This is a genomic window from Micromonospora sp. B9E7 (assembly GCF_039871815.1).
Taxonomy (GTDB): domain Bacteria; phylum Actinomycetota; class Actinomycetes; order Mycobacteriales; family Micromonosporaceae; genus Micromonospora.
Genome location: NZ_JBDPLX010000025.1, coordinates 58495 through 83529, shown reverse-complemented (window position 1 = coordinate 83529; position 25035 = coordinate 58495). Strand labels below are relative to the sequence as shown.

General features: G+C 71.7%; 24 protein-coding genes. 4 read left to right on the top strand and 20 right to left on the bottom strand.

Features of this window, described 5'->3' with window-relative positions:
* Nucleotides 1–417: 417 nt before the first annotated feature.
* Together ABGB10_RS28975 and ABGB10_RS28970 are read right to left on the bottom strand one after the other, a co-directional pair.
* Complete coding sequence (locus tag ABGB10_RS28975) at nucleotides 418–939, bottom strand: DUF2752 domain-containing protein (protein ID WP_347664184.1); 522 nt, start codon at nucleotides 937–939, stop codon at nucleotides 418–420.
* A 139-nt stretch (nucleotides 940–1078) separates the two neighbouring features.
* Nucleotides 1079–2308 (bottom strand): crosslink repair DNA glycosylase YcaQ family protein, encoded by a 1230-nt coding sequence (locus ABGB10_RS28970; RefSeq protein ID WP_347664166.1) that lies wholly within the window; start codon nucleotides 2306–2308, stop codon nucleotides 1079–1081.
* A 79-nt stretch (nucleotides 2309–2387) separates the two neighbouring features.
* Between ABGB10_RS28970 and ABGB10_RS28965 the strand changes: the two genes are divergently transcribed.
* Nucleotides 2388–2939 carry a GNAT family N-acetyltransferase gene (locus ABGB10_RS28965; RefSeq protein WP_347664165.1) on the top strand — a complete coding sequence of 184 codons (552 nt, stop codon included), beginning with the start codon at nucleotides 2388–2390 and terminating at the stop codon, nucleotides 2937–2939.
* Here the strand turns inward: ABGB10_RS28965 and ABGB10_RS28960 are convergent.
* Nucleotides 2838–4112: a glycosyltransferase family 87 protein gene (locus ABGB10_RS28960; protein ID WP_347664164.1), complete on the bottom strand. Its 1275-nt coding sequence runs from the start codon at nucleotides 4110–4112 to the stop codon at nucleotides 2838–2840. The genes ABGB10_RS28965 and ABGB10_RS28960 overlap by 102 nt on opposite strands.
* A gap of 35 nt (nucleotides 4113–4147) precedes the next feature.
* Here ABGB10_RS28960 and ABGB10_RS28955 point away from each other — a divergent pair, with 35 nt between their 5' ends.
* On the top strand, nucleotides 4148–4732 hold the full coding sequence (locus ABGB10_RS28955) for a GNAT family N-acetyltransferase (RefSeq protein WP_347664163.1): 585 nt from the start codon (nucleotides 4148–4150) through the stop codon (nucleotides 4730–4732).
* A 49-nt stretch (nucleotides 4733–4781) separates the two neighbouring features.
* Here the strand turns inward: ABGB10_RS28955 and ABGB10_RS28950 are convergent, their stop codons facing one another.
* The 4 genes from ABGB10_RS28950 to ABGB10_RS28935 form a co-directional block, all read right to left on the bottom strand.
* The gene (locus tag ABGB10_RS28950) at nucleotides 4782–5669 is read right to left on the bottom strand and encodes a carbohydrate ABC transporter permease (protein WP_347664162.1); all 888 of its coding nucleotides are present in this window, start codon (nucleotides 5667–5669) and stop codon (nucleotides 4782–4784) included.
* A 1-nt stretch (nucleotide 5670) separates the two neighbouring features.
* Nucleotides 5671–6780: a sugar ABC transporter permease gene (locus ABGB10_RS28945; RefSeq protein WP_347664161.1), complete on the bottom strand. Its 1110-nt coding sequence runs from the start codon at nucleotides 6778–6780 to the stop codon at nucleotides 5671–5673.
* Between the two features lie 92 nt (nucleotides 6781–6872).
* Nucleotides 6873–8123 (bottom strand): extracellular solute-binding protein, encoded by a 1251-nt coding sequence (locus tag ABGB10_RS28940; RefSeq protein ID WP_347664160.1) that lies wholly within the window; start codon nucleotides 8121–8123, stop codon nucleotides 6873–6875.
* A gap of 26 nt (nucleotides 8124–8149) precedes the next feature.
* Nucleotides 8150–9112 carry a LacI family DNA-binding transcriptional regulator gene (locus tag ABGB10_RS28935; RefSeq protein ID WP_347664183.1) on the bottom strand — a complete coding sequence of 321 codons (963 nt, stop codon included), beginning with the start codon at nucleotides 9110–9112 and terminating at the stop codon, nucleotides 8150–8152.
* A gap of 172 nt (nucleotides 9113–9284) precedes the next feature.
* Between ABGB10_RS28935 and ABGB10_RS28930 the strand changes: the two genes are divergently transcribed.
* The gene (locus ABGB10_RS28930) at nucleotides 9285–11396 is read left to right on the top strand and encodes a glycogen debranching N-terminal domain-containing protein (protein WP_347664159.1); all 2112 of its coding nucleotides are present in this window, start codon (nucleotides 9285–9287) and stop codon (nucleotides 11394–11396) included.
* A gap of 95 nt (nucleotides 11397–11491) precedes the next feature.
* On the opposite strand, the gene ABGB10_RS28925 is transcribed toward ABGB10_RS28930, so the two are convergent.
* The 7 genes from ABGB10_RS28925 to truB form a co-directional block, all read right to left on the bottom strand.
* Entirely contained in the window at nucleotides 11492–11962 is a 471-nt protein-coding gene (locus ABGB10_RS28925; protein ID WP_347664158.1) for a GNAT family N-acetyltransferase, read from the bottom strand.
* A 70-nt stretch (nucleotides 11963–12032) separates the two neighbouring features.
* A complete protein-coding gene (dapB, locus tag ABGB10_RS28920) occupies nucleotides 12033–12800 on the bottom strand; it encodes a 4-hydroxy-tetrahydrodipicolinate reductase (protein ID WP_347664157.1) in 768 nt (255 codons plus the stop codon).
* Nucleotides 12801–12911: 111 nt separating this feature from the next.
* Nucleotides 12912–14336 (bottom strand): pitrilysin family protein, encoded by a 1425-nt coding sequence (locus ABGB10_RS28915; protein ID WP_347664156.1) that lies wholly within the window; start codon nucleotides 14334–14336, stop codon nucleotides 12912–12914.
* A gap of 47 nt (nucleotides 14337–14383) precedes the next feature.
* Nucleotides 14384–16768: a polyribonucleotide nucleotidyltransferase gene (locus ABGB10_RS28910; RefSeq protein WP_347664155.1), complete on the bottom strand. Its 2385-nt coding sequence runs from the start codon at nucleotides 16766–16768 to the stop codon at nucleotides 14384–14386.
* Nucleotides 16769–16996: 228 nt separating this feature from the next.
* Nucleotides 16997–17266, bottom strand: coding sequence for a 30S ribosomal protein S15 (rpsO, locus tag ABGB10_RS28905; RefSeq protein ID WP_030337594.1), 270 nt, complete (start codon nucleotides 17264–17266; stop codon nucleotides 16997–16999).
* A gap of 189 nt (nucleotides 17267–17455) precedes the next feature.
* Nucleotides 17456–18385 (bottom strand): bifunctional riboflavin kinase/FAD synthetase, encoded by a 930-nt coding sequence (locus ABGB10_RS28900; RefSeq protein WP_347664154.1) that lies wholly within the window; start codon nucleotides 18383–18385, stop codon nucleotides 17456–17458.
* 26 nt (nucleotides 18386–18411) lie between these two features.
* Entirely contained in the window at nucleotides 18412–19296 is an 885-nt protein-coding gene (gene truB / locus ABGB10_RS28895) for a tRNA pseudouridine(55) synthase TruB (protein ID WP_347664153.1), read from the bottom strand.
* A 190-nt stretch (nucleotides 19297–19486) separates the two neighbouring features.
* Here truB and ABGB10_RS28890 point away from each other — a divergent pair, with 190 nt between their 5' ends.
* The gene (locus ABGB10_RS28890; RefSeq protein ID WP_347664152.1) at nucleotides 19487–20296 is read left to right on the top strand and encodes a hypothetical protein; all 810 of its coding nucleotides are present in this window, start codon (nucleotides 19487–19489) and stop codon (nucleotides 20294–20296) included.
* An 11-nt stretch (nucleotides 20297–20307) separates the two neighbouring features.
* Here ABGB10_RS28890 and ABGB10_RS28885 read toward each other — a convergent pair whose 3' ends face one another.
* The 6 genes from ABGB10_RS28885 to ABGB10_RS28860 all read right to left on the bottom strand — a co-directional run bounded on the left by ABGB10_RS28885 (nucleotide 20308) and on the right by ABGB10_RS28860 (nucleotide 24965).
* Entirely contained in the window at nucleotides 20308–21630 is a 1323-nt protein-coding gene (locus tag ABGB10_RS28885) for an MATE family efflux transporter (RefSeq protein ID WP_347664151.1), read from the bottom strand.
* A gap of 647 nt (nucleotides 21631–22277) precedes the next feature.
* Nucleotides 22278–22487: a DUF6186 family protein gene (locus ABGB10_RS28880; protein WP_208745211.1), complete on the bottom strand. Its 210-nt coding sequence runs from the start codon at nucleotides 22485–22487 to the stop codon at nucleotides 22278–22280.
* On the bottom strand, nucleotides 22487–22894 hold the full coding sequence (locus tag ABGB10_RS28875; protein ID WP_347664150.1) for a hypothetical protein: 408 nt from the start codon (nucleotides 22892–22894) through the stop codon (nucleotides 22487–22489). Before ABGB10_RS28875 ends, ABGB10_RS28880 begins: the two co-directional genes overlap by 1 nt.
* A 102-nt stretch (nucleotides 22895–22996) precedes the next feature.
* Nucleotides 22997–24055 (bottom strand): bifunctional oligoribonuclease/PAP phosphatase NrnA, encoded by a 1059-nt coding sequence (locus ABGB10_RS28870; RefSeq protein WP_347664149.1) that lies wholly within the window; start codon nucleotides 24053–24055, stop codon nucleotides 22997–22999.
* Nucleotides 24052–24543: a 30S ribosome-binding factor RbfA gene (gene rbfA, locus ABGB10_RS28865; RefSeq protein ID WP_347664148.1), complete on the bottom strand. Its 492-nt coding sequence runs from the start codon at nucleotides 24541–24543 to the stop codon at nucleotides 24052–24054. The genes ABGB10_RS28870 and rbfA overlap by 4 nt, the downstream gene beginning before the upstream one ends.
* Nucleotides 24544–24668: 125 nt before the next feature.
* Nucleotides 24669–24965, bottom strand: a complete 297-nt coding sequence (locus ABGB10_RS28860; RefSeq protein ID WP_145785009.1) for a DUF503 domain-containing protein — start codon at nucleotides 24963–24965, stop codon at nucleotides 24669–24671.
* Nucleotides 24966–25035: the final 70 nt, after the last annotated feature.

Sequence of the window (25035 nt, the reverse complement as noted above, 5' to 3'; positions counted from 1 at the left end):
CTCGGGTTCTTGGGAGTCGGGGTATCCGGGGCGGGCGGATGGCCCGGTTTCCTGAGTACCGAGTCGATCATGGGCTGTCAGGCGTCGGAGGGCTGTCGGCAGCTACGGCCGAGCCCTCGGCGCACCGTGACGCGACCCGAACGCGACCCGAACGGACCCGAGCACCACCCGAGCAACCCGAGCACGATCCCAGCAAGGACCGAGCAGCCCGAGGTGCTGGTGGACGCCGCCATCGCCACCGGAGTCGCCTACCCGGCACTTCGAGTCCGTCGAGATCATCGAGCAGGGGGCGATTCCCCGGCAGCAGTCGGCGGAGGAGGCACGCGATGTCGTAAACGGATCAGCTCCAAAGGACCCCGGACAGCACATGCCGGCCGAGCGCCGCATGTGCGGAGCAGCGCGTCGGGCAGAGGGCTCTCAGACGTAGAGCGAGGTGAACGGTGCCCACGGCAGGTTGCGCAGCACCGAGAAGGCCAGCCACGCGCCCAGGAACCCGCCGATGACCTTCGAGCTGATTCGCAGCTCGGGCAGTCGCCACCCGAAAGCCTGGTTTCCCGCCCAGGCCACGAAGAGGTACGCCAGGAACGGCAGCGCGAAGACGAACAGGAAATGGTGCCGGGCGGCGGCTGGCAGGTCGGCGTGCAGCACGTACCAGAGGGCGCGGGTGCCCCCGCAGCCCGGGCAGTCCAGCCCGGTGGTCAACTTGAGCAGGCAGGTGGGTGCGGCGTCCGGGGCGGCGTGGGTCGGATTGCTGAGCAACGCGTAGCCCATGCCGATGCCGACACAGCCGACCGCGGCCAGCGGCACCGCCCAACGCGGCGAACGCTCGTAGAGCCGCAGCACGAACCGGGTGAGGCGGTCCGGCTCGGGGGCCGGGTAGCCACCCGGCGGGGGCGTCGGCCAACCGACCGGACCCGCGTCGGCCGAAGCCACGCTCACCGGACCCGCGTCGGCCGAAGCCACGCTCACCGGACGCGCGCCGGCCGGACCCGCGTCGGTGATGTCGGCCGGCACCGTGTGCACGGCCCCGGGGGCGGGCTGCGGCTCGTGGGCCGGTCCGGAAGGGCTCGTCACGCGCTCACGGTACACCGGACACGCCGGCCAGTGCGGCGGTGAGCGGGCCGGCCAGGTCGCCGGCCACGGGCGGGGCCACCGCGTCCAGGCCGAGCCAGCCGGCGAGCCGGTACAACTCGGCGGCGAGCGCCACAGCGGTCTCCCCCGCGTCGACGCCGGGCTCGACCCAGGCGGCCGGCACCAGCAGCACCCCCGCCTTGCGGTCGGCCTTCAGGTCGACCCGGGCGGTGAAGCGGTCGCCCTGCAGAAACGGCAGCACGTAGTAGCCGTAGACCCGCTGCGGCGCCGGGACGTAGATCTCGATCCGGTAGGTGAAGTCGAAGAGCCGCTCGGTGCGGGCACGTTCCCAGATCAGCGGGTCGAACGGGCTGACCAGCGTGTTGCCCCGGATCCACCGGGGCAGGCGGGCGGACGCGTGCAGCCAGGCCGGCTGCCGCCAGCCCGCCACGGTGACCGGCACCAGCTCACCGGCTTCGGCCAGCTCCGCGACGGCCTGCCGGGCACCGGCCAGTGGTAGGCGGAAGTAGTCGCGCAGCTCCGGCTCGGCGGCCACCCCGAGCGACCGCGCGGCGAGGGCGACCAGCGTGCGGTACGCCTCGGCGTCGGTCGGGGTGGACGCGGCCAGCACCGCCGCGGGCAGCACCCGCTCGGGCAGGTCGTAGCGGCGGGCGAAGGAGGTGCTGCGCTCCGCGGCGGCCACCTCGCCGGCCCAGAAGAGGAACTCCAACGCCCGCTTCACCGCCGACCAGTTCCACCCCCAGTTGCCGGTCTCCCGTGGTGCGTCGTGTTCGATCTCGGCAGCCGTCAGCGGACCCCGGGCGGCCACCTCGTCGCGTACCCAGGCGACCAGCTCCGGCTGCTCCTGGGCGATCCGCCGCATGCCGCCCCAGGATTCGCTGTGCGCCCGGGCCATCCGCCAGCGCAACATCGGGTGCAGCTCGACCGGCACCAGCGACGCCTCATGACCCCAGTATTCGAACAACTCGCGCGGGCGGCGGTAGGCGGCCTGGTCGAGCAACCTGATCGGGTAGGGCCCGAGCCGGCTGTAGAGCGGCAGGTAGTGCGCGCGTTGCAGCACGTTGACCGAGTCCATCTGGATCAACCCGACCCGGTCCAGCACCCGGCGCAGATGCCGGCGCGTCGGCACGCCGGTTGGCGCGGTGTCGGCGAAGCCCTGGGCGGCGAGCGCCACGCGGCGGGCCTGGGCAAGCGAGAGTGATTCCGGTGCGGTCATCGTCGGCGACGATAATTCATCGGTACGACGCCGGTGCGGGAAGCTGGACGTGACGGCCAACGGGGCATAGAACGGTGCAATGCTGACCATCCGTCGGGAGGAGCCGGACGACGCCGAGGCGGTCGCCCGGGTGCACGTGCACGGCTGGCAGGCGGGCTACGCCGGCTTCATGCCGGACGAGGTGCTTCGGCGGCTGAACGTGGCGGCTTGGGCGCAACGCCGTCGCGACGTCGGCACCGCCGACCCCGAGCACCCGTTCACCACCCTGCTCGGCGAGGTGGACGGACTGGTCGTCGGCTTCACCACCTTCGGGCCGTACCGCCGCAACCAGGACCGGGACGACCTGGACCCGACGGTCGGCGAGGTGGTGGCGATCTACGTGGAGCCGGGGTGCTGGGGTGACGGGACCGCCGCCACCCTGCTGGCCGCCGCCCGGGCCGGGCTCGCCGAGCAGGGCTGGAGCGGCTACCGGGCGTGGGTGCTGGCGGACAACCGGCGGGCCCGCCGGTTCTGCGAGCGCGCCGGTCTGTCACCGGACGGTGAGCGCTCGACCTACCAGGTGCCGCTGGCCGGCGGGAGCCCGCCGGTCGGGCTGGTCGAGCTGCGGTACGCCGGACGTCTCGACAGCTGACCCGTCCGGGGTCAGCCAGCGGCGGATCGGCAGGAAGGCCAGCAGCGCCAGACTGATCCACACGTAGGCGTTGCTGCCCAGGAAGCCGTCCAACCCGGTGAAGTCCTTCTCCCAGAACCAGACGGTCCGGCTGATCAGCAACGCGTACCCGATGGTCGCGGCGGCCAGCAGGATCCGCCGTCGGCGGCCGGCCGGCGCGGCCATCGCGTTGTCGACCAGCAGGATCAGCGCGGGCAGCAGCCAGACCAGGTGGTGCACCCAGGTAACCGGGCTGACCAGGCACATCACCGCACCGGTCAGCGCCAGGCCGGTCGCCTCGTCGCCGGCCGCGACGGCCGACCGCGACCGCCAGGCCCAGAGCGCCAGGGTGCCGAGCACCAGCAGCAGCCAGAGCAGGGTGCTCGGGTGCTGCGGGTCGAGCCGGGCGACGACCCCGCGCAGCGACTGGTTGGAGACGAAGGCCAACTCGCCCACCCGACCGGTGTTCCACAGCGCCTCGGTCCAGAACTCCCGGGACGCGTCCGGGAAGAGCGCACCGGCCAGCAGCGACACCCCGGCGGCGGTGCCGGAGGCGGTCAGTGCCGCCCGCCAGCGACCGGTCACCAGCAGGTAGACGATGAAGACACCCGGGGTCAGTTTGATCGCGGTGGCGAGCCCGACGCCCACCCCGGCCCACCGGTTGCCGGTCGGCAGCAGGCGCAGCAGGTCCACCGCCACCAGGAAGAGCAGCAACGTGTTGACCTGGCCGAAGTTGACCGTCTCGCGCATCGGTTCGAACGCGGCGGCCAGGCAGAGCGCCACGGCGAGCGCGAACCACCGGGTCCAGCCGGCGCGGCGGGCGATCGGGTCGACCAGCCACCAGATCAGCACGGTGGTGGTGACCACGCTGGCGAGCACGCTCACCACGATCGCCGCCGTCCACGGCAGGTACGCCATCGGCAGCATGACCAGGGCGGCGAACGGCGGGTAGGTGAAGCCGTACTGGGTGCCCGGCTTGAGGTAGTCGTAGATCTCCCCGCCGTCGTGCACCCACCACGTCAGCGCGCCGTAGTAGACCTTCAGGTCGAAGAAGCCGTGTCGTACGGCCGCGACGGCGAGGAACGCGGCGACCGCCACGGCGAGCACCACCACCCCGACGACCTGCGCGGTCGTCCTGTTGGCACCCTGCGCCACCATCGCCTCCCTCGCCCTGCGTAGGCTTCCGTCCCATGGCTCTCGGGTACGTCCGCCCGGCGCGTCCCGAGGACGCCGGCGAGATCGCACGCATCCAGCTCGCGACCTGGCGGGTCGCGTACCGCCGGATCCTGCCTCGGCACGTGCTCGACAACCTGGACGAGGCGTTCCTCGCCCGGCGGTGGAGCGCTGCGGTGCTGGAGCCGCCCTCCGCAGCGCACCGGGTGCTGGTCGCCGTCGAACAGGCCGAGCAATCGTATCTGGTGGGGTTCGCCGCTTCCGGCCCGGCCGACGGCGAGGCCCTGGCCCCGGGTGAGCCGGCCGACGCGCTCGGCCCGGACGTGGCCGCCGTGACCGACCTGCTGGTCGAGCCGCGGTGGGGTCGCCGGGGGCACGGCAGCCGGCTGCTCGCCGCCACCGTCGACCTGTGGCGGGAGGACGGGCTGAGTCGGGCGGTGGCCTGGGCGTTCGACGGTGACGAGGCGACCCGCAAGTTCCTCACCAGCACCGGGTGGGAGCCCGACGGCGCGGCCCGGGCGCTCGACGTCGACGACATGCTGGTGCCGCAGGTGCGCCTGCACGTGGGCGTCCCGACCGAGAAGGTGCCCACGGACGAGTGACGTGACCGGTGTGGCGGCCCCACGTCGGGACCGCCACACCGGCGGCGGGTCAGCCCTTGTCCGAGCCGTCGTTGGCGTCGCGGACGAAGTACCGCTGGAACACCACGAAGATGATCGCTACCGGAATCGTGGCGAGCAGCGCGGCGCCGAGCTTGAGCGGATACTGGGTGCCGCTGCCCAGCGATCCGCTGACCAGGTCGGCCAGCCCACGCGGCAGGGTGAACAGGTCCGGGTCCTGCACCGCCACGAGGCTGTGCGGAAACTCGTTCCACGAGCCCTGGAACGACAGGATGGTCAGCGTGATCAGCGCCGGTTTCGCCATCGGCAGCACCACCGACCAGAAGGTGCGGAAGATGCTCGCCCCGTCGATCCGGGCGGCCTCCTCCACGCTCAGCGGGACCGACTCGAAGAACTGCTTCATGATGAACACGCCCGCCGCATCGGCAAGCAGCGGCACCACCAGACCGGCGTAGCTGTTGTAGAGGCCGAGTTGGTTGAGCACCAGGAACTTCGGGATGAGCAGCACCACCCCGGGCACCGCCATCACCGCGATGACGGCGGCGAACAGCCCGCTGCGGCCGCGGAACCGCAGTCGGGCCAGCGCGTACCCGGCGAGCGAGTCGAAGAACACGCGGCCGATGGTGACCAACACGGTCACCAGCAGCGAGTTGCCCAGCCACAGGGGGAAGTTGGTGCCGGCGAAGATCCGCTCGAAGCCGGCCAGGCTGAGCGGGTCCGGGAACGGCGAGAGCGGGTTCGCCGCCGCGTCGGGTTCGGACTTGAGCGAGTTGCCGATCTGGATGACGAACGGGTAGAGGAACACCAGCCCGAAGAAGACCAGCGTGGCGTACCCCAGGAAACGGGTGGCCAGCGTGCGGGCGGCGCGCTGGTCGCGCCGCGCGGGCGCCGCCGCCGGACGGTCGGTCAGCACGGCCATCTCAGGACCTCTCCGGTACGCGCCGACGCCACCAGCCGCGGCGCGGTCGGTCGGTGTCCCGCTCGGCCAGCGCCCGGCGCTGGATCAGCGTGAGCACGATGATGATCAGGAACAGCACGAACGAGATCGCCGCCCCAGAGCCGTAGTCGAAGTCCCGGAAGGCGGTCCGGTACGACAGGTACGCCGGCGTGAGAGTGGTCTTGGCCGGGTCGCCCTGGCTCATCACGTACACCTGGTCGAAGACCTGCCAGGAGCCGATCACGCCGAGGGTGAGCACCAGGAAGGTGGTGGGCCTGATCATCGGCAGGGTGACGTGCCGGAACCGCTGCCACCGGGACGCGCCGTCGAGGGTGCTCGCCTCGTCCAGCGCGACCGGCACGTTCTGCAGCCCGGCCAGGAACATCAGCATGAAGGTGCCGGAGGTGGTCCAGACGACCAGCGTGATGATCGAGATCATCGCCACGCTGGGCCCGGACAACCAGTCCCACCAGGTCAGCCCGAACGGGCCGCCGTCAGCCAGCGCCGCCGGTGGCGAGTCGACGCCGACCACGCCGAACAGCAGGTGCAACACGCCCCGGGAATCGGCGAACCACTCCGGGCCGTCGATCCCGACGAAGCCGAGCAGCGCGTTCACCGCGCCGGAGTTGGCGAACAGGAACAGGAACACCACGCTGATCGCGACCGAGCTGGTGACCGAGGGGAAGTAGAAGGCGCTGCGGAAGAAGCTCTTGCCCTTGAGCATCCGGTTGTTGACGACCAACGCCAGTCCGAGCGCGAGCACGGTCTGCACCGGCACCACGATCGCCACGTAGTAAATGTTGTTGCGGATGCTGGTCATGAAGTCGCGGCGGGCCAGCCCGTCCTCGGTGAACAACTGGGTGTAGTTGTGTGCGCCGACGAACGGGACGTCGCCGGTGAAGGGGCTGCCCTGGCCGTTCCAGTCGGTCAGACTGACCCAGAGCGCCATCAGGATCGGCAGCAGCAGGAACAGCCCCAGGATGACGATCACCGGCGCGACGAAGAGCCAGCCGGCGAGATTCTCGTTGCTGCGGATGCCGCCCCGGCTCCGGCGCGTGTTCGCCCCGGGCGCGGTCAGTGTCTCGGTTGCCATCTTCCCTCCCTCCCTCCCTGTCTCGAGCCGACAGTGAAAGGAAGGGCCCCTTGTTATCGCCTGGTGTATAGGAAGGGGCCCTTCCTAACGCGTCAGCTGCCGCCGAGCGCCGCCTTGGCGTTCTTGTCGAAGTTCTGCAGCACGGTCTTCGGGTCGCCGTTGGTCAGGCTCTGCAGACCGGTGTCGAGGTCCTTGAGGACGCTGTCCATCTTCGGGGCGTTCACCGGCCCCTGGGCGTACGCGACGCCGTCGACGAACACCTTGTCCGCCGGGAAGGCAGCGGTGTACTGGTCGCGCACCGACTGACGGGACGGCATGACACCGAACGCCTTCGCGAAGGTCATCTGCTGCTCGCCGCTGGTCATCGCCTCGACGAACTTGATCGCCTGATCCTTGTACTTGCTCTTCGCGGCGATGCCCCAGCACTGGGTGAAGGAGAGCGTGCCCTGCCCCTTGGGGCCGGCCGGCAGCGCCACGACCTTGTACTTCACGTTCGGGAAGTCGTTCTGCAGGGCACCCTTGATCCAGTTGCCCTCGATGGTCATCACGGCCTTGCCCTTGCCGAACGCCTCACCCGACCAGCCGGCGTCGAGCTGCTTCGGGTACTTGGCCAGCCCGGTGCTGAGCATCGTCTTGACGTACTGGAGGGCGGCCAGGTTCTCCGGGGTGTCCGCGGTGGGCTGCTTGCCGTCCTTGCTCACCAGCCAGCCGCCGTTCTGCACCATGAAGGCACCGATCCGGTCCCGGGTGTCACCGAGGGCCAGCGGGACCTGCCCCTTGGCCTTGATCTTCTGGGCGGCGGCGGTGAGCTGCTCCCAGGTGGTCGGCACGTCGGCGTCGGTCAGCCCGGCCTTGGCCCACAGGTCGGTGTTGATCTGCAGGGCCAGGGTCGAGAAGTCCTTGGGCGCGCAGTAGAGCTTGCCGTCGTACGTGAACGTGGTGCGCAGGCTCTCGTAGAAGTCGCCCGAGTTGCTGATCTTGTCGCCGTACGGCTCCAGGGCGCCGACGCTCGCGTAGTCGGCGAACCGGGCCGCGTCCACGTAGAAGACGTCCGGCGGGGTGCCGCCGGCGAGGCCCTGGCCGAGCTGCTGGGTGAGGTCCTGGGCCGGGGTGACCGTCGCGCTGTTGCCGGAGCTGCTGGCCCACTTGGCCGCCGCGTCCTGCACGGCCTTGGTCTCGGCCTCACCGGAGGAGCCGATCAGGATCTGCAGGCTGGCCGGGCCGCTGGACTGGGCGGCGTCGCCGGAGGAGTCGTCGAAGCCGCTGCCGCAGGCCGCGGAGCCGAGAAGGGCGACGGCGGCGAGGCCGGCCACCGCAGCCCGGGTGAGGGTTCGAGGTGCCATGGTTTCTCCTGGTGGGGGGTGTGGGATTACGCGGTGTGCCGCAGTGCCAGCGAGGGCTGGAGCAGCACGGGGGTGGGCGTCTCGTGGTTGCCGTCGAGGACCCCGGTGAGCAGGTCCACGCAGCGGGCGGCGGCCTCGCCGAGCGGTTGGCTGACGCTGGTCAGCCCGATCGCGGCGGCCACCGGCGTGTCGTCGAAGCCGATCACCGACACGGGCGGGTCGGTGCCGCGGACGGCCTGGAGGGCGCCGAGGGCGAGCGAGTCGCTGGCGCAGAGCACGGCGGTCGGCGCCACGGCGACGCGCAGGTCACGCATCAGCCGTTCGCCCTCGGCGATGCCGTCCTCGGTCTCGCGGTGCAGCCCGTCCGGGTCGACGCCGGCCGCCAGCAGCGTGTCGCGCCAGCCGGCGCGGCGGTCATCGCCGACGCCGGAGCCGACCGGCCACCCGATGAACGCGATCCGCCGGTGCCCGGCGTCCAGCAGGTGCCGGGTGGCCTGGGCGGTGCCGGCGGCGCCGTCCACGTCCACCCAGGGGTGCGCGTCGAGCGCGTCCCACGGGCGGCCGAAGGTCACGAACGGCACGTCCCGCTCGGCGAGCCAGGCGGTACGCGGGTCGCCGTACTTGGTGCCGACGAGCACGAACGCGTCCAGCTCGTACGTGCCGAGCAGGTCGCCGTAGGTGGCGATCTCCCGGTCGTCGTCGGTGGCGGTGTAGAGCAGCACCCGGTAGCCGGCGGCGTCGGCGGTCTCGGTGAGGCCGTGCAGGAAGCGGTCGAGGACGGAGCCGTTGATGCCGTCGCGGGTGGGTTCGATCCGGGCGGCGATGAGACGCGACCGGCCGGTGCGCATCTGTCGGGCGGCCTGGTTGGCCCGGTAGCCGAGCGCATTGATCGCGTCCTCGACGCGCTGGCGGGTCTCCTGCCGCACGATGTGCGGGGAGTTGAGCACGTTGGACACCGTTTGCCGGCTCACTCGGGCGTGCCGGGCCACCGTCGCTATGGTCACCTTTTCGGCCACTAAATCCCTCTCGCCATCTTGAACGATCCAATCTGGATAAGGCAGTATTAGATCGTTCAAGTTTCTGGAATGTTTCGCACTTTGCACCGCCAGGGGCGCGTTGTCAAGATGGCCGCCCCGCACCCCGAGGATCTGGAGCCACACCGTGATCGAACGCCAGCTGCAACCCCTCCTGCACGAGTTGGTCGGGGTGGTCTTCGCCCCGACCAGCGCGTTGGGGGACGCGACCGGGCAGATCCGCCCGACCGGCGTCCAGGGCGTCTTCCACGCCGATGCCCGGGTGCTCTCCCGAGCCGAGCTGCGGGTCGACGAGCGGGAGCTCGAAGGTCTGACCCGCGGCGACGACGGCCCGCACGGCGCGCACTTCGTGGGCCTGGCCCGCTGGCTCGGCGACGCCACGCCCGACCCCACCGTCCGCGTCGACCGACTCCGCCGGGCCACCCGCAACGGCCTCACCGAGGAACTGCGGATCTTCTCCACCGCCACCGTCGGCGTACGGGCCACCGTCTCCATCGACCTCGGCTGCGACCTGGCACCCATCGAGGTCGTCAAGTCCGGTGGCGCCGCCGACGCGCTGGAGGCCAAGACCGGCCAGCCGGGCACGCTCACCTGGTCGGGCACGGGGATCACCGTCACCGTCACCGCGCCCGGCGCCGACGTGCTCGCCAGCGGCGACCGGGCCACCGCACCCCGGCTGGTCTGGCCGGTCGACCTGCCCCCCGGCGGCGAGACCGTGCTGCGCTGGCAGGCGACCGTTGACGACCCGCGTGCCATCGTCGTCGGCCCGACCGGCGGGCCGGAATGGTCCCGACCCGAGGTGACCGCCGACGACCGACGCCTGGTTCGACTGCTCGATCGCAGTCTGGACGACCTGCACGGCCTCCGACTGGCCGAGACCGGCGCGCCGACAGACGTGTTCCTCGGCGCCGGGGTGCCCTGGTTCCTCACCCTGTTCGGCCGGGACAGCCTCTGGGCCGCCCGGATGATGCTGCCGCTCGGCACCGACCTGGCCGCCGGCACCCTGCGCGTGCTCGCCCGCCGCCAGGGCACCCGCGTCGACCCGGCCACCGGCGAAGCCCCCGGCAAGATCCTGCACGAGCTGCGCCGGCACGAGGTCGCGCTGCCGGAGAACGGGCTACTCCTCCCGCCGGCCTACTACGGCACCGTCGACGCCACCATGCTCTGGGTCAACCTGCTGCACGACGCCTGGCGCTGGGGCCTCCCCGCCGAGCAGATCGAACCGCTGCTGCCGTACCTGGATTCGGCGCTGCACTGGCTCGGCGACCACGCCGACCCGGACGGCGACGGGCTGGTCGAGTACATCGACACCACCGGACACGGGCTGTCCAACCAGGGCTGGAAGGACTCCGGCGACGCCGTCCGCTTCCACGACGGATCCCTGGCCACCGCGCCCATCGTGCTGGCCGAGGTGCAGGGGTACGCGCACGAGGCGGCCGTGAACGGCGCGGCCCTGCTGGACGCCTTCGGCCGACCGGGCGGGGACCGCTGGCGCGAACACGCCGCGGCTCTGGCCCGCCGGTTCCGGGACAGCTTCTGGGTCGACGGCCGGTACGGCCCGCAGCCTGCGCTGGCCCTCGACCGGGACAAGCGCCCCGTCGATTCGCTGACCAGCAACATCGGTCACCTGCTCGGCACCGGACTGCTCACCGCTGACGAGGAGGCCCAGGTCGCCCGCCTGCTCACCACCGACACGCTCGCTGGCGGCTTCGGGTTGCGGACCATGTCCACCGACGACGCCGGCTTCAGCCCCCTGTCGTACCACTGTGGCTCGATCTGGACCCACGACACCGCGATCGTCCTCGCCGGGCTGGCCCGCGCCGGGCACCGCGACGCCGCGCTCCGCCTGGCCGAGGGTCTACTCAGCGCCGCCGAGGCGTTCGACTACCGGATGCCGGAGCTGTACGGCGGCGACGACCGGTCACTGGTGAGCCGTCCGGTGCCGTACCCGGCGGCGTGCCGACCACAGGCGTGGGCCGCAACGGGCGCGGTGCTGCTGCTCCAGGCCGCCACCGGCCTCTACCCGGATGTGCCGGGCGGCACGGTCCGCCTGGCTCCCCTGGCGGGAGCGGAACTCGGCGCCGTCGCGGTCGACGGCCTCCGCGTGGCCAACACCCGGGTGCACGTCACTGTCGACCGCACCGGCGAAGCCACTGTCACCGGTCTCCCCACCCCACTGACAGTGACCCCGGCCCTCCCCACCCAACGCCGTCCCGCAACCCCGTCCCTCCCCCGCTAGGCCGGGCGGACCACCCCGGCGATCTTGCAGTTTCGATTGTCGATATGCGGGATATGCACCTTATGTCGCGACAGAAAGTGCAAGATCGCGGGGGTTCAGGGGGTTCGTTCGGCGATCAGCTCGTCGTCGTCCACGGCGCCCGTGGGGTGGAAGCCGAGGGACTCGTAGAGGGTCGCGGCCGGTGTGTTGTCGCGGTGGTACGAGAGGCGGACCGGGGGGTTGCCATCCCGGGTCGCCAGCCAGGGGGCCAGCGTCTGCACCGTGGCCCGGCCGACGCCCTGGCCCTGCTCTGCGGCGTCGATCAGCATCCCGCCGATCCAGTGCGAGCCGTCGTCGTCCACGCCCCACATGACGTGGCCGACGACGGTTTCGTCGGCGTACACCGCGAGCGAGTTCCACACCTCGGAGCGCATGCTGAGCAGCAGGTAACGCGCGCCCAGCGCGGCCACGAACCGGCGCTGGTCGTCGCGCGGGGCGACGTCGGCCACCGCCCGCCAGTTGTCGTCGTCGACCGGCCGCAGCGTCACTCGCCGCCCGACCCGGTCACCGTGTCCACCATCGATCATCGGGGCAGCCTAGGGGCGGCCAGGCCCGCGCCGCGACCAGGTTTCACCCCGGGGGAAGGATCCGGACCGGTCAGTCGAGCAGGGCGTCCAGGCCGACGGTGAGACCGGGACGGTTACGCACCGCGCGAACGGCCAGCAGCACACCCGGCATGAACGACACCCGGTCGTACGAGTCGTGCCGGATGGTCAGCGTCTCGCCGGTGCCGCCGAAGAGCACCTCCTGGTGGGCTACCAGGCCGGTGGCGCGTACGGCGTGGACGCGTACCCCGTCGATGTCGGCGCCGCGCGCACCCGGAACCTCGTCCTTGGTCGCGTCCGGCACCGGGCCGAGGCCGGCCTCGGCGCGGGCCCGAGCGATCTGCCGGGCGGTGTGCGTGGCGGTGCCGCTCGGGGCGTCCAACTTGCGCGGATGGTGCTGCTCGATGATCTCGACGGACTCGAAGTGCCGGGCGGCCCGCGCGGCGAACTGCATCATCAGCACCGCGCCGATGCCGAAGTTCGGGGCGATCACCACGCCCACCGCGGGCTTGTCGGCGAGCCAGCCACGCACCTGCTCCAGCCGCTGCTCGGTGAAGCCCGTCGTGCCGACGACCGCGCTGATGCCCTGGTCGATGCACCACTTCACGTTGTCCATGACGACGTCCGGCGTGGTGAAGTCGACAACCACCTCGGCGGTGGCGACGGCGGAACGGTCGTCGCCCTGGTCGACCGACGCCGCCAGGGTGAGGTCGGCGGCGGCGTCGACCGCCTTGCAGACCTCGATGCCCATCCGGCCGCGGGCACCAAACACACCGACACGCACCGGCTCGGCGGGGGTCTTCTCCTGCTCGTCAGTCACGGGGCACAACCTATCCCAATCAGGACGTGCCCTCCGGGCCGGATCCGGGGGGATCCACCCGCCGGGACGCCCAGGCCGGACGGGCTCCGCCCGCGTCCGGGACGGCGGCCCTCAGACCGAGAAGTCGCCCTCGCCGAAGGGGCCGACGACGGCCAGCGACATCGGCCGGCTGAGCAACTCGGCGGCGAGGACGTTCACGTCCGCCACGGTGACCTCGTCGACCCGACGGAGCAGCTCGTCGACCGGCATCAGGTCGCCGTAGAGCAGTTCACCCTTGGCCAGCCGACTCATCCGGGAACCGGTGTCCTCCAGGCCGAGCACGAACGAGCCCTTGCTCATCCCCTTGCCCCGGGCCACCTCTGCCTCGGTCAACCCGTCGGCGGCGACCCGGGCCAGCTCGGCGCGGGTCAGGGACAGCACCTCGTCCACCTTGCCCGGCGCGCAGCCGGCGTAGACGGCGAACAGGCCGGTGTCGGCGTACTGGCTGGCGTAGGAGTAGACCGAGTACGCCAGGCCGCGCTGCTCCCGAATCTCCTGGAACAGGCGGCTGGACATGCCGCCACCGAGCACGTTGTTGAGCACCCCGAGTGCGAAGCGCCGCTCGTCGAGGCGGTCGATGCCGGGGCAGCCGAGGATGACGTGCGCCTGCTCGGTCTCCTTCGGCTCCACCACTGTGGTCACCGGCTTGGTGCGTACCGCCGGGGTCGCCGCGCGGTGCGGCGCCGGGCTGGCCGGGTCGCCGTCCAGCGGGGTGCCGCGCACGGCCTGGCGCACCAGCTTGACCACGGTGGCGTGGTCGAGGTTGCCGGCGGCGGCGATGACGATCTGCGGCGCGGTGTAGCGGCCACGGTAGAAGTTCTGGATCTGCCGGCGGGTCATCGGCGTGACGGTCTCGGCGGTGCCCGAGATCAGCCGGCCCAGCGGGTGGTCGCCGTAGACCGCCTGGACGAAGAGATCGTGCACCTCGTCACCGGGTTCGTCGTCGTGCATGGCGATCTCTTCGAGAATCACGCCACGCTCGGTCTCGACGTCCGCCGGCTCCAACAGCGAGTCGGCGACCAGGTCGCACATCACGTCGATCGCCAGCGGCAGGTCCTCGTCCAACACCCGGGCGTAGTAGCAGGTGTATTCCTTCGTGGTGAAGGCGTTGGTCTCGCCACCCACCGCCTCGATCTGCGAGGAGATCTCCAGGGCGGTGCGCTTGTGGGTGCCCTTGAAGAGCAGGTGTTCGAGGAAGTGCGCGGCGCCGGCCTGCGGGCCGGACTCGTCGCGTGAGCCGACCGCCACCCAGATGCCGAACGAGACGCTGCGCATCGCCGGAATCGCCTCGGTGAGCACGCGCAGGCCGCTGGGCAGCACGGTACGACGTACCGTGCCGCCCAGCGGGTCGTCGCTGAGCGTCCGGGTCACCGCGCGGGCGGTGCCGCCGGAACGGCCCGCCCCGGTGTCCCGAACTCGACTCGCCTGGCTGGCCCGCCAGCCGGGGGCCACCCCCCGTCGATCCGGTGGAAACGGCGCGCTGATGGCCCGACTCACGACTTGCTCCCGGTTCGACGAGGGGTGGGTGATGCGTGGTACGACGATCAGCTGTGCCGGGTCCGGCGGCGCGGACGCTCGCCGCCCTCGCCACCCTCGCCGCCGCTGTTGCCGCCCTCGCCGCGCTCCGGGCCACGCCCGCCCCGGTCGCCGCCACGCTCGCGGTCACCGCGGTCACGCGGAGCCCGGTCACCGCGGTCCCGACCAGCGGGTCGGTCGCCACCGGCGGCCTCACCGGCGGCCGGCGCCTCGGCGCCCTCCGGCCGGACCTTGTCCAGGTAGATCTTGCCGCGCGCGTCGATGTCCGCGATCTCGACCTCGACCCGGTCGCCGACGTTGAGGAAGTCCTCGACGCGCTCGACCCGCTTGCCGTCGCCCACCTTGGAGATGTGCAGCAGGCCGTCACGGCCCGGCAGCAGCGAGATGAACGCACCGAACGCGGCGGTCTTGACCACCGTGCCGAGGAACCGCTCGCCCTGCTTCGGCAGCGTCGGGTTGGCGATGCCGTTGATCCGGTCGACGGCCGCCTGGGCCGACGGGCCGTTGGTGGCACCGACGTAGATCGTGCCGTCGTCCTCGATGGAGATCTCGGCGCCGGTCTCGTCCTGGATCGCGTTGATGGTCTGACCCTTCGGGCCGATCACCATGCCGATCTTGTCCACCGGGATCTTGACGGTGGTGACGCGCGGTGCGTAGTCCGACATCTCGGCCGGAGCCTCGATCGCCGCCTTCATGACACCGAGGATGATCTGCCGGGCCTCGTTCGCCTGCTGCAGCGCGGCGGCCAGCACGTCCGACGGGATGCCGTTGAGCTTGGTGTCGAGCTGGAGCGCGGTGACGAACTCCGGGGTGCCGGCAACCTTGAAGTCCATGTCACCGAACGCGTCCTCGGCACCGAGGATGTCGGTCAGCGTCACGTACTGGGTCTTGCCGTCGACCTCGTCGGAGATGAGACCCATCGCGATGCCGGCGACCGGCGCCTTCAGCGGGACACCCGCGGAGAGCAGGCCCAGCGTCGACGCGCAGACCGAACCCATCGAGGTGGAGCCGTTGGAGCCGAGCGCCTCCGACACCTGCCGGATGGCGTACGGGAACTCCTCGCGCGACGGCAGCACCGGGATCAGCGCGCGCTCGGCGAGAGCACCGTGGCCGATCTCGCGACGCTTCGGCGAGCCGACCCGGCCGGTCTCACCGGTCGAGTACGGCGGGAAGTTGTAGTTGTGCATGTAGCGCTTGCGGTTCTCGGGGGACAGCGTGTCCACCATCTGCTCCATGCGGAGCATGTTCAGCGTGGTGACGCCCAGGATCTGGGTCTCGCCCCGCTCGAACAGCGCCGAACCGTGCACCCGGGGCAGCACGCCGACCTCGGCGGTCAGCGAACGGATGTCGCGCGGGCCACGCCCGTCCATGCGGACCTGCTCGCGCAGCACGCGGTTGCGCACCTCGGACTTGGTCAGCGACCGGAAGGCAGCGCTGAGCTCCTTCTCCCGACCCTCGAACCGAGCGCCCAGCTCCTCGGCGACCCGGGCCTTGACCCGGTCCAGGGCCTCCTCGCGGTCGGCCTTGCCGGCGATGGTGATCGCCTCGGCCACCTCGGCGCGAGCCAGCTCCGAGACGGCGTCGTACACGTCGTCCTGGTAGTCCAGGAAGACCGGGAACTCGGTGACCGGCTTCGCGGCGACCTCGGCCAGCTCGCTCTGCGCGCGGCACAGCTCACGGATCGCCGGCTTGGCGGCCTCCAGGCCGCTGGCGACGATCTCCTCGGTCGGGGCGGTGGCACCGGCCGAGATCAGGGCGACGGCGTTCGGGGTGGCCTCGGCCTCGACCATCATGATCGCGACGTCGCCGTCCTCGAGCGTGCGGCCGGCCACGACCATGTCGAAGGTGGCCCGGGCCAGCTCCTCCAGGGTCGGGAAGGCGACCCACTGGCCGTCGATGTGGGCGACGCGGGTCGCACCGATCGGGCCGGAGAACGGAAGGCCGGAGAGCTTGGTCGACATCGAGGCGGCGTTGATCGCCACGACGTCGTACGGGTGCTGCGGGTCGAGCGCGAGGATGGTCTCGACGACCTGGACCTCGTTGCGCAGGCCCTTGACGAAGGACGGGCGCAGCGGCCGGTCGATCAGCCGGCAGGTGAGGATCGCGTCCTCGCTGGGCCGACCCTCACGGCGGAAGAACGAGCCGGGGATGCGGCCCGCGGCGTACATCCGCTCCTCGACGTCGACGGTCAGCGGGAAGAAGTCGAACTGCTCCTTCGGGTGCTTACCGGCGGTCGTGGCGGAGAGAACGACCGTCTCGCCCAGCTGGGCGATGACGGAACCGGCGGCCTGGCGGGCCAGCCGGCCGGTGGAGAAGGTGATCTCACGGGTGCCGAAGGACCCGTTGTCGATCACGGCGGTGCGGGATTCGGTGCCGAGTTTGGTCTCGGTCATGTGCTGTCGTGCTCCTTCGCGTCGTGGGCCCACGACATCGGGGAGCTGCTCAGCCGGCCGGTCTTCGATCGAAGCGCCCGGGGTGCCGGCATGATGCCGGGGTTCCCGGGGGCCACTACCGGAGACCGGTACGCTGACCGGCTCCCTCTCGGGTGGTCGCGCGGCCCATGTTTCTTCTGGTGGGGACGCCGTACGGGGGAGCGGCCGGTCGGCCACTCCCCCGTCACGTCACCGGCGCAGGCCGAGCCGCTCGATGAGCGACCGGTAGCGGGCGATGTCCTTCTTCTGGACGTAGTTGAGCAGCCGACGGCGACGGCCGACCAGCAGCAGCAGCCCACGGCGGCTGTGGTGGTCGTGCTTGTGCACCTTCAGGTGCTCGGTCAGCTCGGCGATCCGCTTGGTGAGGACCGCGACCTGAACCTCCGGCGAACCGGTGTCGCCCTCGGCGGTCGCGTACTCCGCGCGGATGCTGGCCTTGGCTTCCTGGTCGAGCGCCATGTTCTCCCTGTTTCGATGGGTTGATCAAGTAGGTTGTCCGTCGTCCCGATGGACCGGGAACGGACCGGTACCTCGCACCCGCGGCGTCGAGCAGGCACGCGAGGCCCCACGCCGGTCACCCGACGTCCCGGCAAGACTACCAGCACTCGCCGGTAACACCCGGCCAAGGGCCGCTGCCGGGCCCGCCGATCAGGACAGGGCGTGCCGGGTGCGCTCGACGTCCTGATTCATCTGGGCGATCAACGGCTCGATCGAGTCGTACCGGACCTGGCCGCGCAGGTGCGCCACGAAGTCCAGGGCCAGCCGCTCGCCGTACAGGTCGCCGGAGAAGTCCAGCGCGTACGCCTCCACCCGCCGCTCCCGGCCGGAGAAGGTCGGGTTGGTGCCCACGGAGACCGCCGCCATCAGCGGCTCACGTTGCCCGCGGCGGACCAGCCGGGCCGCGTACACCCCGTCGGCGGGCACCGCCGCGTACCGGTGGCAGAGCAGGTTGGCGGTGGGGAAGCCCAGCTCCCGACCCCGCTGGTCGCCGCGGACCACCACGCCCTCCAGGCGATGGGGGCGGCCCAGCGCGGCGGCCGCCGCGCCCACGTCACCCGCGTCGACGCAGGAGCGGATGTACGTGGAGGAGAAGACGGTGCCGTCCTCGGCGACCAGCGGGCCGCCCTCCACGCCGAAGCCGAAGGTACGCCCCAGCTGCTCCAACAGCGCCACGTCGCCGGCCGCCCGGTGCCCGAAGCGGAAGTTGGCGCCGACCACCACCAACGCCGCGTGCAGGTGCTCGACCAGGACGTCGTGCACGAACTGCTCGGCCGGCAGCCGGGAGAACTCCGGGGTGAACGGCACCACGCAGAGCACGTCCACGCCGAGCGCCTCGATCAACTCGGCCTTGCGGGCCGGTTCGGTGAGTACCGCCGGATGCGAGCCGGGGCGAACCACCTCGGCCGGATGCGGGTCGAAGGTGACCACCACCGACTGCACGCCCAACGCCCGGGCTCGGGCCACGGCGTGCCCGATGGTCGCCTGGTGCCCCTTGTGCACGCCGTCGAAGACGCCGATGGTGACGACCGAGCGTCCCCACCCACCGGGCGCCGCGTCGTACCCCCGCCACCGCTGCATGCCGTTCCTCCCCTACTGCTCCGGCCTCAGGCCGGGGCGAGCACGATCTCCGCGCGGGCCCGCCCGTCCCGCTCGCTGACGATAGCGATCAGACCGCCGGCGGGTCCGAAGACCGCGTACGGCCCGGTGAGGCCGGCCGGGCCCAGCGGCCCACCGTGGGCGAGCACCCGAGCCTCCTCGGGTGTGGCCTCCCGGCGCGGGAAGAACCGGTCGGCCGCCGCGTCCAGCGGCAGGTTCACCACCTCGGGGGCGCGCTGCTCCAGCTCGTCGAGGGTCGCGGCCTCGGCCAGGGTGAAGCCGCCCACCGCGGTCCGGCGTAGCGCGGTGAGGTGGCCTCCGACGCCGAGCGCGAGGCCGGCGTCCCGGGCGATGGCCCGGATGTACGTGCCGGAGGAGCAGGTCACGTCGACGTCCACGTCCACCACGTCCGGCTCGGTGCGGTGGATCGCGAGCACCTCCAACCGGGAGATGGTGACCCGGCGCGCGGGCAGCTCGACGCTCTCCCCCTCGCGAACCCGCTTGTACGCCCGCTGACCGTCGATCTTGATGGCGCTGACCGCGCTCGGCACCTGGTCGACCTCGCCGCTGAGCGGGGCCAACGCCGCCCTGATCGCGTCGTCGGTGAGATGACCGGCCGGCGTGCTGGCGATCACGTCGCCCTCGGCGTCGTCGGTGACGGTGGCCTGGCCGAGCCGGATGGTGCCGGTGTAGCTCTTGCCCGCGCCGATCACGTAGGTCAGCAGTCGGGTGGCCCGGCCCACACCGATCACCAGCACACCGGTGGCCATCGGGTCGAGGGTGCCACCGTGGCCGACGCGCCGGGTCTTCGCCAGTCGGCGGATCCGCGCCACCACGTCGTGCGACGTCATGCCGCCGGGCTTGTCGACGACGATCAGACCATCGGTGCTCACGTCGGCCAAGCCTGCCAGATGGCCCACACACCGGAGTGCGTGGGCATGCCCGGCGTGACCCGAGCCAACCGCCGACGACCCGCGACCCTCGGGAGTTTGCTGACGGCACCTACTATCTGCTCGCGCTGGCCACCAGCGGCGAGTACCGACGGGGGAAGAACCATGGGGCGCACTGCTGCTGGGCTTCGGGTTGGTCCTGGCCCTCCTGATGGTCGGCGGGGGCCTGGTGATGGTCGACTGGGTCGCCGATGGCGTCCGCGCGGGGACCCCGGCGACCCCCACCGCGAGCGCCACCCCGCCGGTCAGCAGGGTCGGCGAACCGCGGGACCTGTTCGCCGGTTCACCGGCGGCCTCCTTCGCACCGGGTGAGCAGGCCGTACAGATGCCAGCAGCCAAGGACACCGGCCCGTTCACCGCGGCCCAGGTGCGGACGGCACTGGAGTCGGTACGCAAGGGGTTGATCGAGAGCCGGCTGGACACGTCGATGTTCACGGGCGACCCGGAGCCGTTCCTCAAGGTGCTCGCCCCGGACGCCCGCGAGCAGCTCAGGTCGGACTTCACCGGCAACAGCTTCCTGCGGTACGCGACCCGGATGGCGTCGCCGTCGGACTGGGAGCCCGGCGTCCGAGCCGATGGCCGGGTCAGTTACCGGGCCAGCAAGGAGAACGGCGTCCGGGTGCTGGAGGTCTCCACGGAGTTCGTCTGGGCGTACCCGTTCGACGTGGACCTGCGGGCACCCGCCGGCGCCAGCGTGGTGGCGCTGCGCGACCGCGTGGTGTGGCAGGTCCCGCACCCGGACGACGTGCCGGCCTCGGCCCGGGGTCTCTGGATCACCTCGGCAGAGGCGGTGACCTGGAACGCGGACTGCGCGCGGCTCCGTGACGGTTGGGTGCAGGAGCAGTTCTGGGTGGCCGACGTGCACCGGGAACGGATACCCGCGGGCGACCCGGGCACGATCTTCGACCTCGACGCGCCCCCGCCGACCACCACCCGCTGCTGATCGCGCGGTGGTCAGCGGACCGCGCCGACCACCGCCCAGCTGCCGTTGCGCAGGCGTAGCAGCAGGGCGACGAGGCGGATCACCACGAACAGGGTGAGCCCGGCCCAGATGCCGCCCAACCCGAGGTCGAGGGCGTACGCCAGCCAGATGGCGGGCAGGAAGCCACCGAGCGCCGCCACGATGGTGAGGTTGCGCAGGTAACGCACGTCGCCCGCGCCGATCAGCACGCCGTCGAGGGCGAACACCACCCCGGCCAGCGGCAGCATGACGACGAACCACGGCCAGGCCGTCATGGCCTGCTCGCGTACCCCCGGATCGGAGCTGAACCACGACGGCACCACGCCGGCGCCGGCGGCGATGAGCAGCGCGAAACCGACGCCGCATACTCCGCCGAGCAGCCCGATCCGGCGGGCGAGCGCCCGCGCGCCCGCGTCGTCGCCGGTACCGAGCGCGGCACCCACCAGCGACTGCGCGGCGATGGCCAGCGCGTCGAGCACCAGCGCGGTGAAGAACCAGAGTTGCAGGGCGATCTGGTGGGCGCCGACGGCGGCGGCACCGAAGCGGGCGGCGACGGCGGTCGCGGAGAGGAAGCTGGCCTGGAAGGCCAACCCCCTGATCAGCAAATCCCGGCTGAGCACCAGTTGCTGGCGGATCACCCGGGGCCGGGGCCGCAGCGACACCCGTTCGGCGACCAGCGCCGCGGCGAAGAGCGCCCCGCAGAGGGTCTGCGCCACGACGTTGGCCACCGCCGAGCCGATCAGTCCCAGACCAGCGGGGTAGACCAGCAGCGGGCAGAGCAGCGCGGAGAGCAGGTTGGGGCCGAGCACGAAGAACAGCGGGCGGCGGGTGTCCTGCACGCCGCGCAACCAGCCGTTGCCGGCCGCGGCGAGCAGCAGGCCGGGGGCGCCGAGGGCCGCGATCCGCAGCCAGTGTTCGGCGGCGTCGGCCACCTCGCCACCACCGCCGGCGAGGGTACGCGCGAGCGCGGCTCCGCCGAACTGCATGCCGATCGCGATCAGCAGACCGACACCGAACGCCAACCAGGACGACTGGACGCCCTCGGCCACCGCCGCGGCCCGGTCTCCCGCTCCGAAGCGGCGGGCCGCGCGCCCGGTCGTGCCGTACGCGACCACGGTGCCGACCCAGGCGGTGAGCGTCATCACCGTGCCGCCGACGGCGAGCGCGGCGAGCGGCACCCGGCCGAGGTGACCGACCACGGCCGTGTCGACAAGCACGTAGAGCGGCTCGGCGGCGAGCACCACGAGGGCGGGCAGGGCGAGGCTGGCGATCCGGCGCGGCGAGACGGATCGGTCGGTGGTGGCGGTCTGGCTCATCGCCGCCGATCCTGGCACGAGCGCGGTAAGGATCGCAATCCCGCAGACTGCTTACCTCGTCGATGCACTCCGTCGGCGGGTGGCGCTCGGGCTGGTCGCGGTTCCCCGCGTAGCACCTGGCGGCGGCAGTCGGGGTGTCGGTCTGTCTGGTCAGACGCTGTGGAGCTGATGTCGTAGACGAATCACGTCGTGATGTCGCAGACGATTCAGCTCCAAAGGCGATCCAGAAGGCGTCCGGCTCCGCCGACCACACCGACCAGAGCGATCACCGTCGGACGGGTCGGATCACTGGCGGGTGTCCATCGACGTCTGCAGGGCCCGGCGGGCCTGCTCGCGGGCGTCGTCGGTGGTGGCCTCGGGCTTGGGCTTGTTCGGCATGGTGGCGGTCCTTCCAGGGAGCGAGCCACCGACAGGCGGCGGCCCTCACGGGCGGTCCTGCTGAGCGCCCCACGGCGGTCCGGGGTTACCGGAGCAGCCGCCTGGGCAGCGTGAGCCCGGGTCGGTGCGACCCTGGAGGAAGGCGGTACGAGGTGTGGCACCACCACCCATGACCTGCACCGCCGCGCGGCGCCGGCCCTCTCCCAAGTTATCGTTCAGGTCCATATGCTGCTCACGGTTCCCGCCATCTGGACGGTCGGCAACCCGGCTCAACGGGCCAGGAAGTGCCATCCCAGCCACCACCAGAACCCGAACAGACCGATCCGGCCCACCGGCACCAGACCCACCTCGTAGCGCATCACGTACGCGCAGACCTCGCCGAGGGTCGGGATCCGCGAGCCCTCCCGGCGGGCCATCCACTCGACCACCGCGAAGAGGACCAGCGCGGCCAGAAAGCCGCCGATCGCGAGCGCCCGCATCATCGCCGCACCAGCCCCCAGAAGGCCGCCAGCCAGGCGAACCAGGCCGCCGACCGGGTCAGGTGATCTTCCAGCAGAGGATCGGCGAGCCGGGAGAAGGTGGGAAAGTCATCGCCGGCCGCCAGCACGAAGGTCGCACCCTCGAAGACGACGAAGACCACCACCGGCACCGCCCACCAGGCCGCTCCCGCGCCCAGACGGCGCGGTGCCGGTCGACGGGGCACCCGGTTGCTCAGACCGAGCCAGATCAGCACCCCGCCGGTGCCGAGGGTGAACAGATTCGCCTCGGTGGAGAAGGACGCGAACCGACCACCGACGAGCGACAGGCAGACCAGGACGGGAACGGAGACGGCGGGCCGATCCCATGCGCGGGGGGCCTCCACGGTGAGGTCGTGCGGCTGCTCCATCCCGCAATTCTTCCCGGTCTCACGGAGCGCGGGAAGACCAACACTCCCCGGAGCTGACCCTGATCTTCGGGATCGACCGATCGATGACGGCGAACGCCCGCGTCAACTCGTGGGGCGGACCAACGCCGCGTCCAGTTGGCCACGGATCGACTCGACCACCTGCTCGACGGTGCCCCGACCGGTGAAACCGGCCGCGAACGTGTGACCACCACCGCCCAACGCGACCGCGACCCGGCTCACGTCCACCGCGCCCTTGCTGCGCATCGACACCGCCCACTCGCCCGACGTGGTCTGCTTCAACACACAGCCGACGTCCGCCTCGGCGGTGCAGCGCACCGAGTCGATCAACGCCTCCAGCACGTACGGCCGTTGGTCGTGTCGGGCCAGGTCGTCCAGGGTGGCGAAGGTCCAGACCAGCCCTCGGCCACCGGCAGCGCCCGGCTCCAACTGCGCCCGACCGAGCACCTCACCGAAGAGACGCACCGCGCCGAAGGGCCTGGTGTCGAAGACCCGCCGGGAGATGTCACCCGGCGAGATGCCGGTGGCCAGCAACCGGGCGGCCATCTCGTGCACCGCCGGGGTGGTCGCCGCGAACCGGAACGAACCAGTATCCGTGGTCAGGGCCACGTAGAAGCACTCGGCGATCGCCCGATCCACCACGACCCCGAGCCGGGTCAGCAACTGCTCGGCCACCACCGACGTCGCCGCGGCACCGGGGTCGACCAGGTTGACCGTGCCGAAGCCCGGGTTCGAGGCATGGTGGTCGAGCACCAGCGCCGCACCCGCCGACGACAGCCGCCCGGCCAACTCGCCGAGGCGCGACTCGCTCGCCGCGTCGAAACAGATCACCAGATCGGGCGTGAGGTCGGCAGCGTCCGCCGGGACCAGCAGTTCGAGCCCGGGAAGCCCGTGCAACGGCTCCGGCACCTCCGGCGGCCCGGGGAAGGTCGCCTGCACGTCGCGTACGCCGAGCTGCCGCAGGCCCAGACCGAAGCCGAGCATGCTGCCCAGCGCATCGCCGTCCGGGTTGACGTGACAGATCAGCAGCACCCGGCCGGTCGGCGGGAGAGCCCGCAGCAGCGCCTCGGCCGCGGCCCAGTCCGCCTCGGCGGGGCCGAGCCCGGCCGACCCGGCGATCGGGGCACTGGCGGTGCTGGTCACCGCGTTTCCCCACCCCGCGGGGTTTCCCTGACGTCGGTGGCCTGGTCGGCCTCGTCCGTCTCGTCGTCCTCGTCGTCCACCCGGTACGGCTGGGCCTCGCCCGCGTACTTCGCCTGGGCGGCGAGCCGTTGCACCTCGGCGTCGGCGTTGCGGGCGGCGGCGAGCAGGTCGTCGATGTGCTTGACCTGGTCCTGCACGTCGTCGAGGACGAACGTCAGGGTCGGCGAGTGCCGAAGCCCGAGCGCCTTGCCGACCGTGCTGCGCAACAACCCCTTGGCGCTCTCCAGCGCGGCGGCGGTGTCCGCCTGGGCCACCGAGTCGCCGAGCACGGTGTAGAAGACCGTCGCGTCGCGCAGGTCCGCGGTTATCCGGGCGTCGGTGATGGTGATCATCCCGAGCCGCGGGTCCTTGATCTGGCTCCGCACCACCGACGCGACCAACTCACGCACCCGTTCGGCGTGCCGGCGTACCTTGGCCGGATCAGACATCTCGCCACCTCCACGGCGTCCTGCTCCCGGTCGGCCGGCGACCCCGGGGCCGCCGGCCGACCGGCCAACATCTCGAACATTACCTTCGCGGCCGCACCGGTCGCCCGGCACAGCCGGCACCGTGGTCAGTCGTCGTCCACGCCGTACAGCCGACGTCGAACCGACAGCAGCTCGACCTCGGGACGGCCGGCCACCAGGCGCTCGCAGGAGTCGAGCACCTCGCGGACGTGCACTGTCTCGGCGGCCACCACGGCCACCGCAATCTGCGCTCGACCGTGCAGGTCGAGCGCTCCCACCTCGGCGGCCGAAACCTCGAAACGGCGCAGCGCCGCCACGATCGGCCGTACATATGATCTCTTGGCTTTGAGCGACCGGGAGTCGCCCGGCAGCAGCAGGTCGAAGACCGCGGTTCCGGTGAACATCGCCCCGGACGATACCGCCAACCCGCCCCGCATGATCAAGGGGTTTACGCCGTCCGGCGTAAACCCCTTG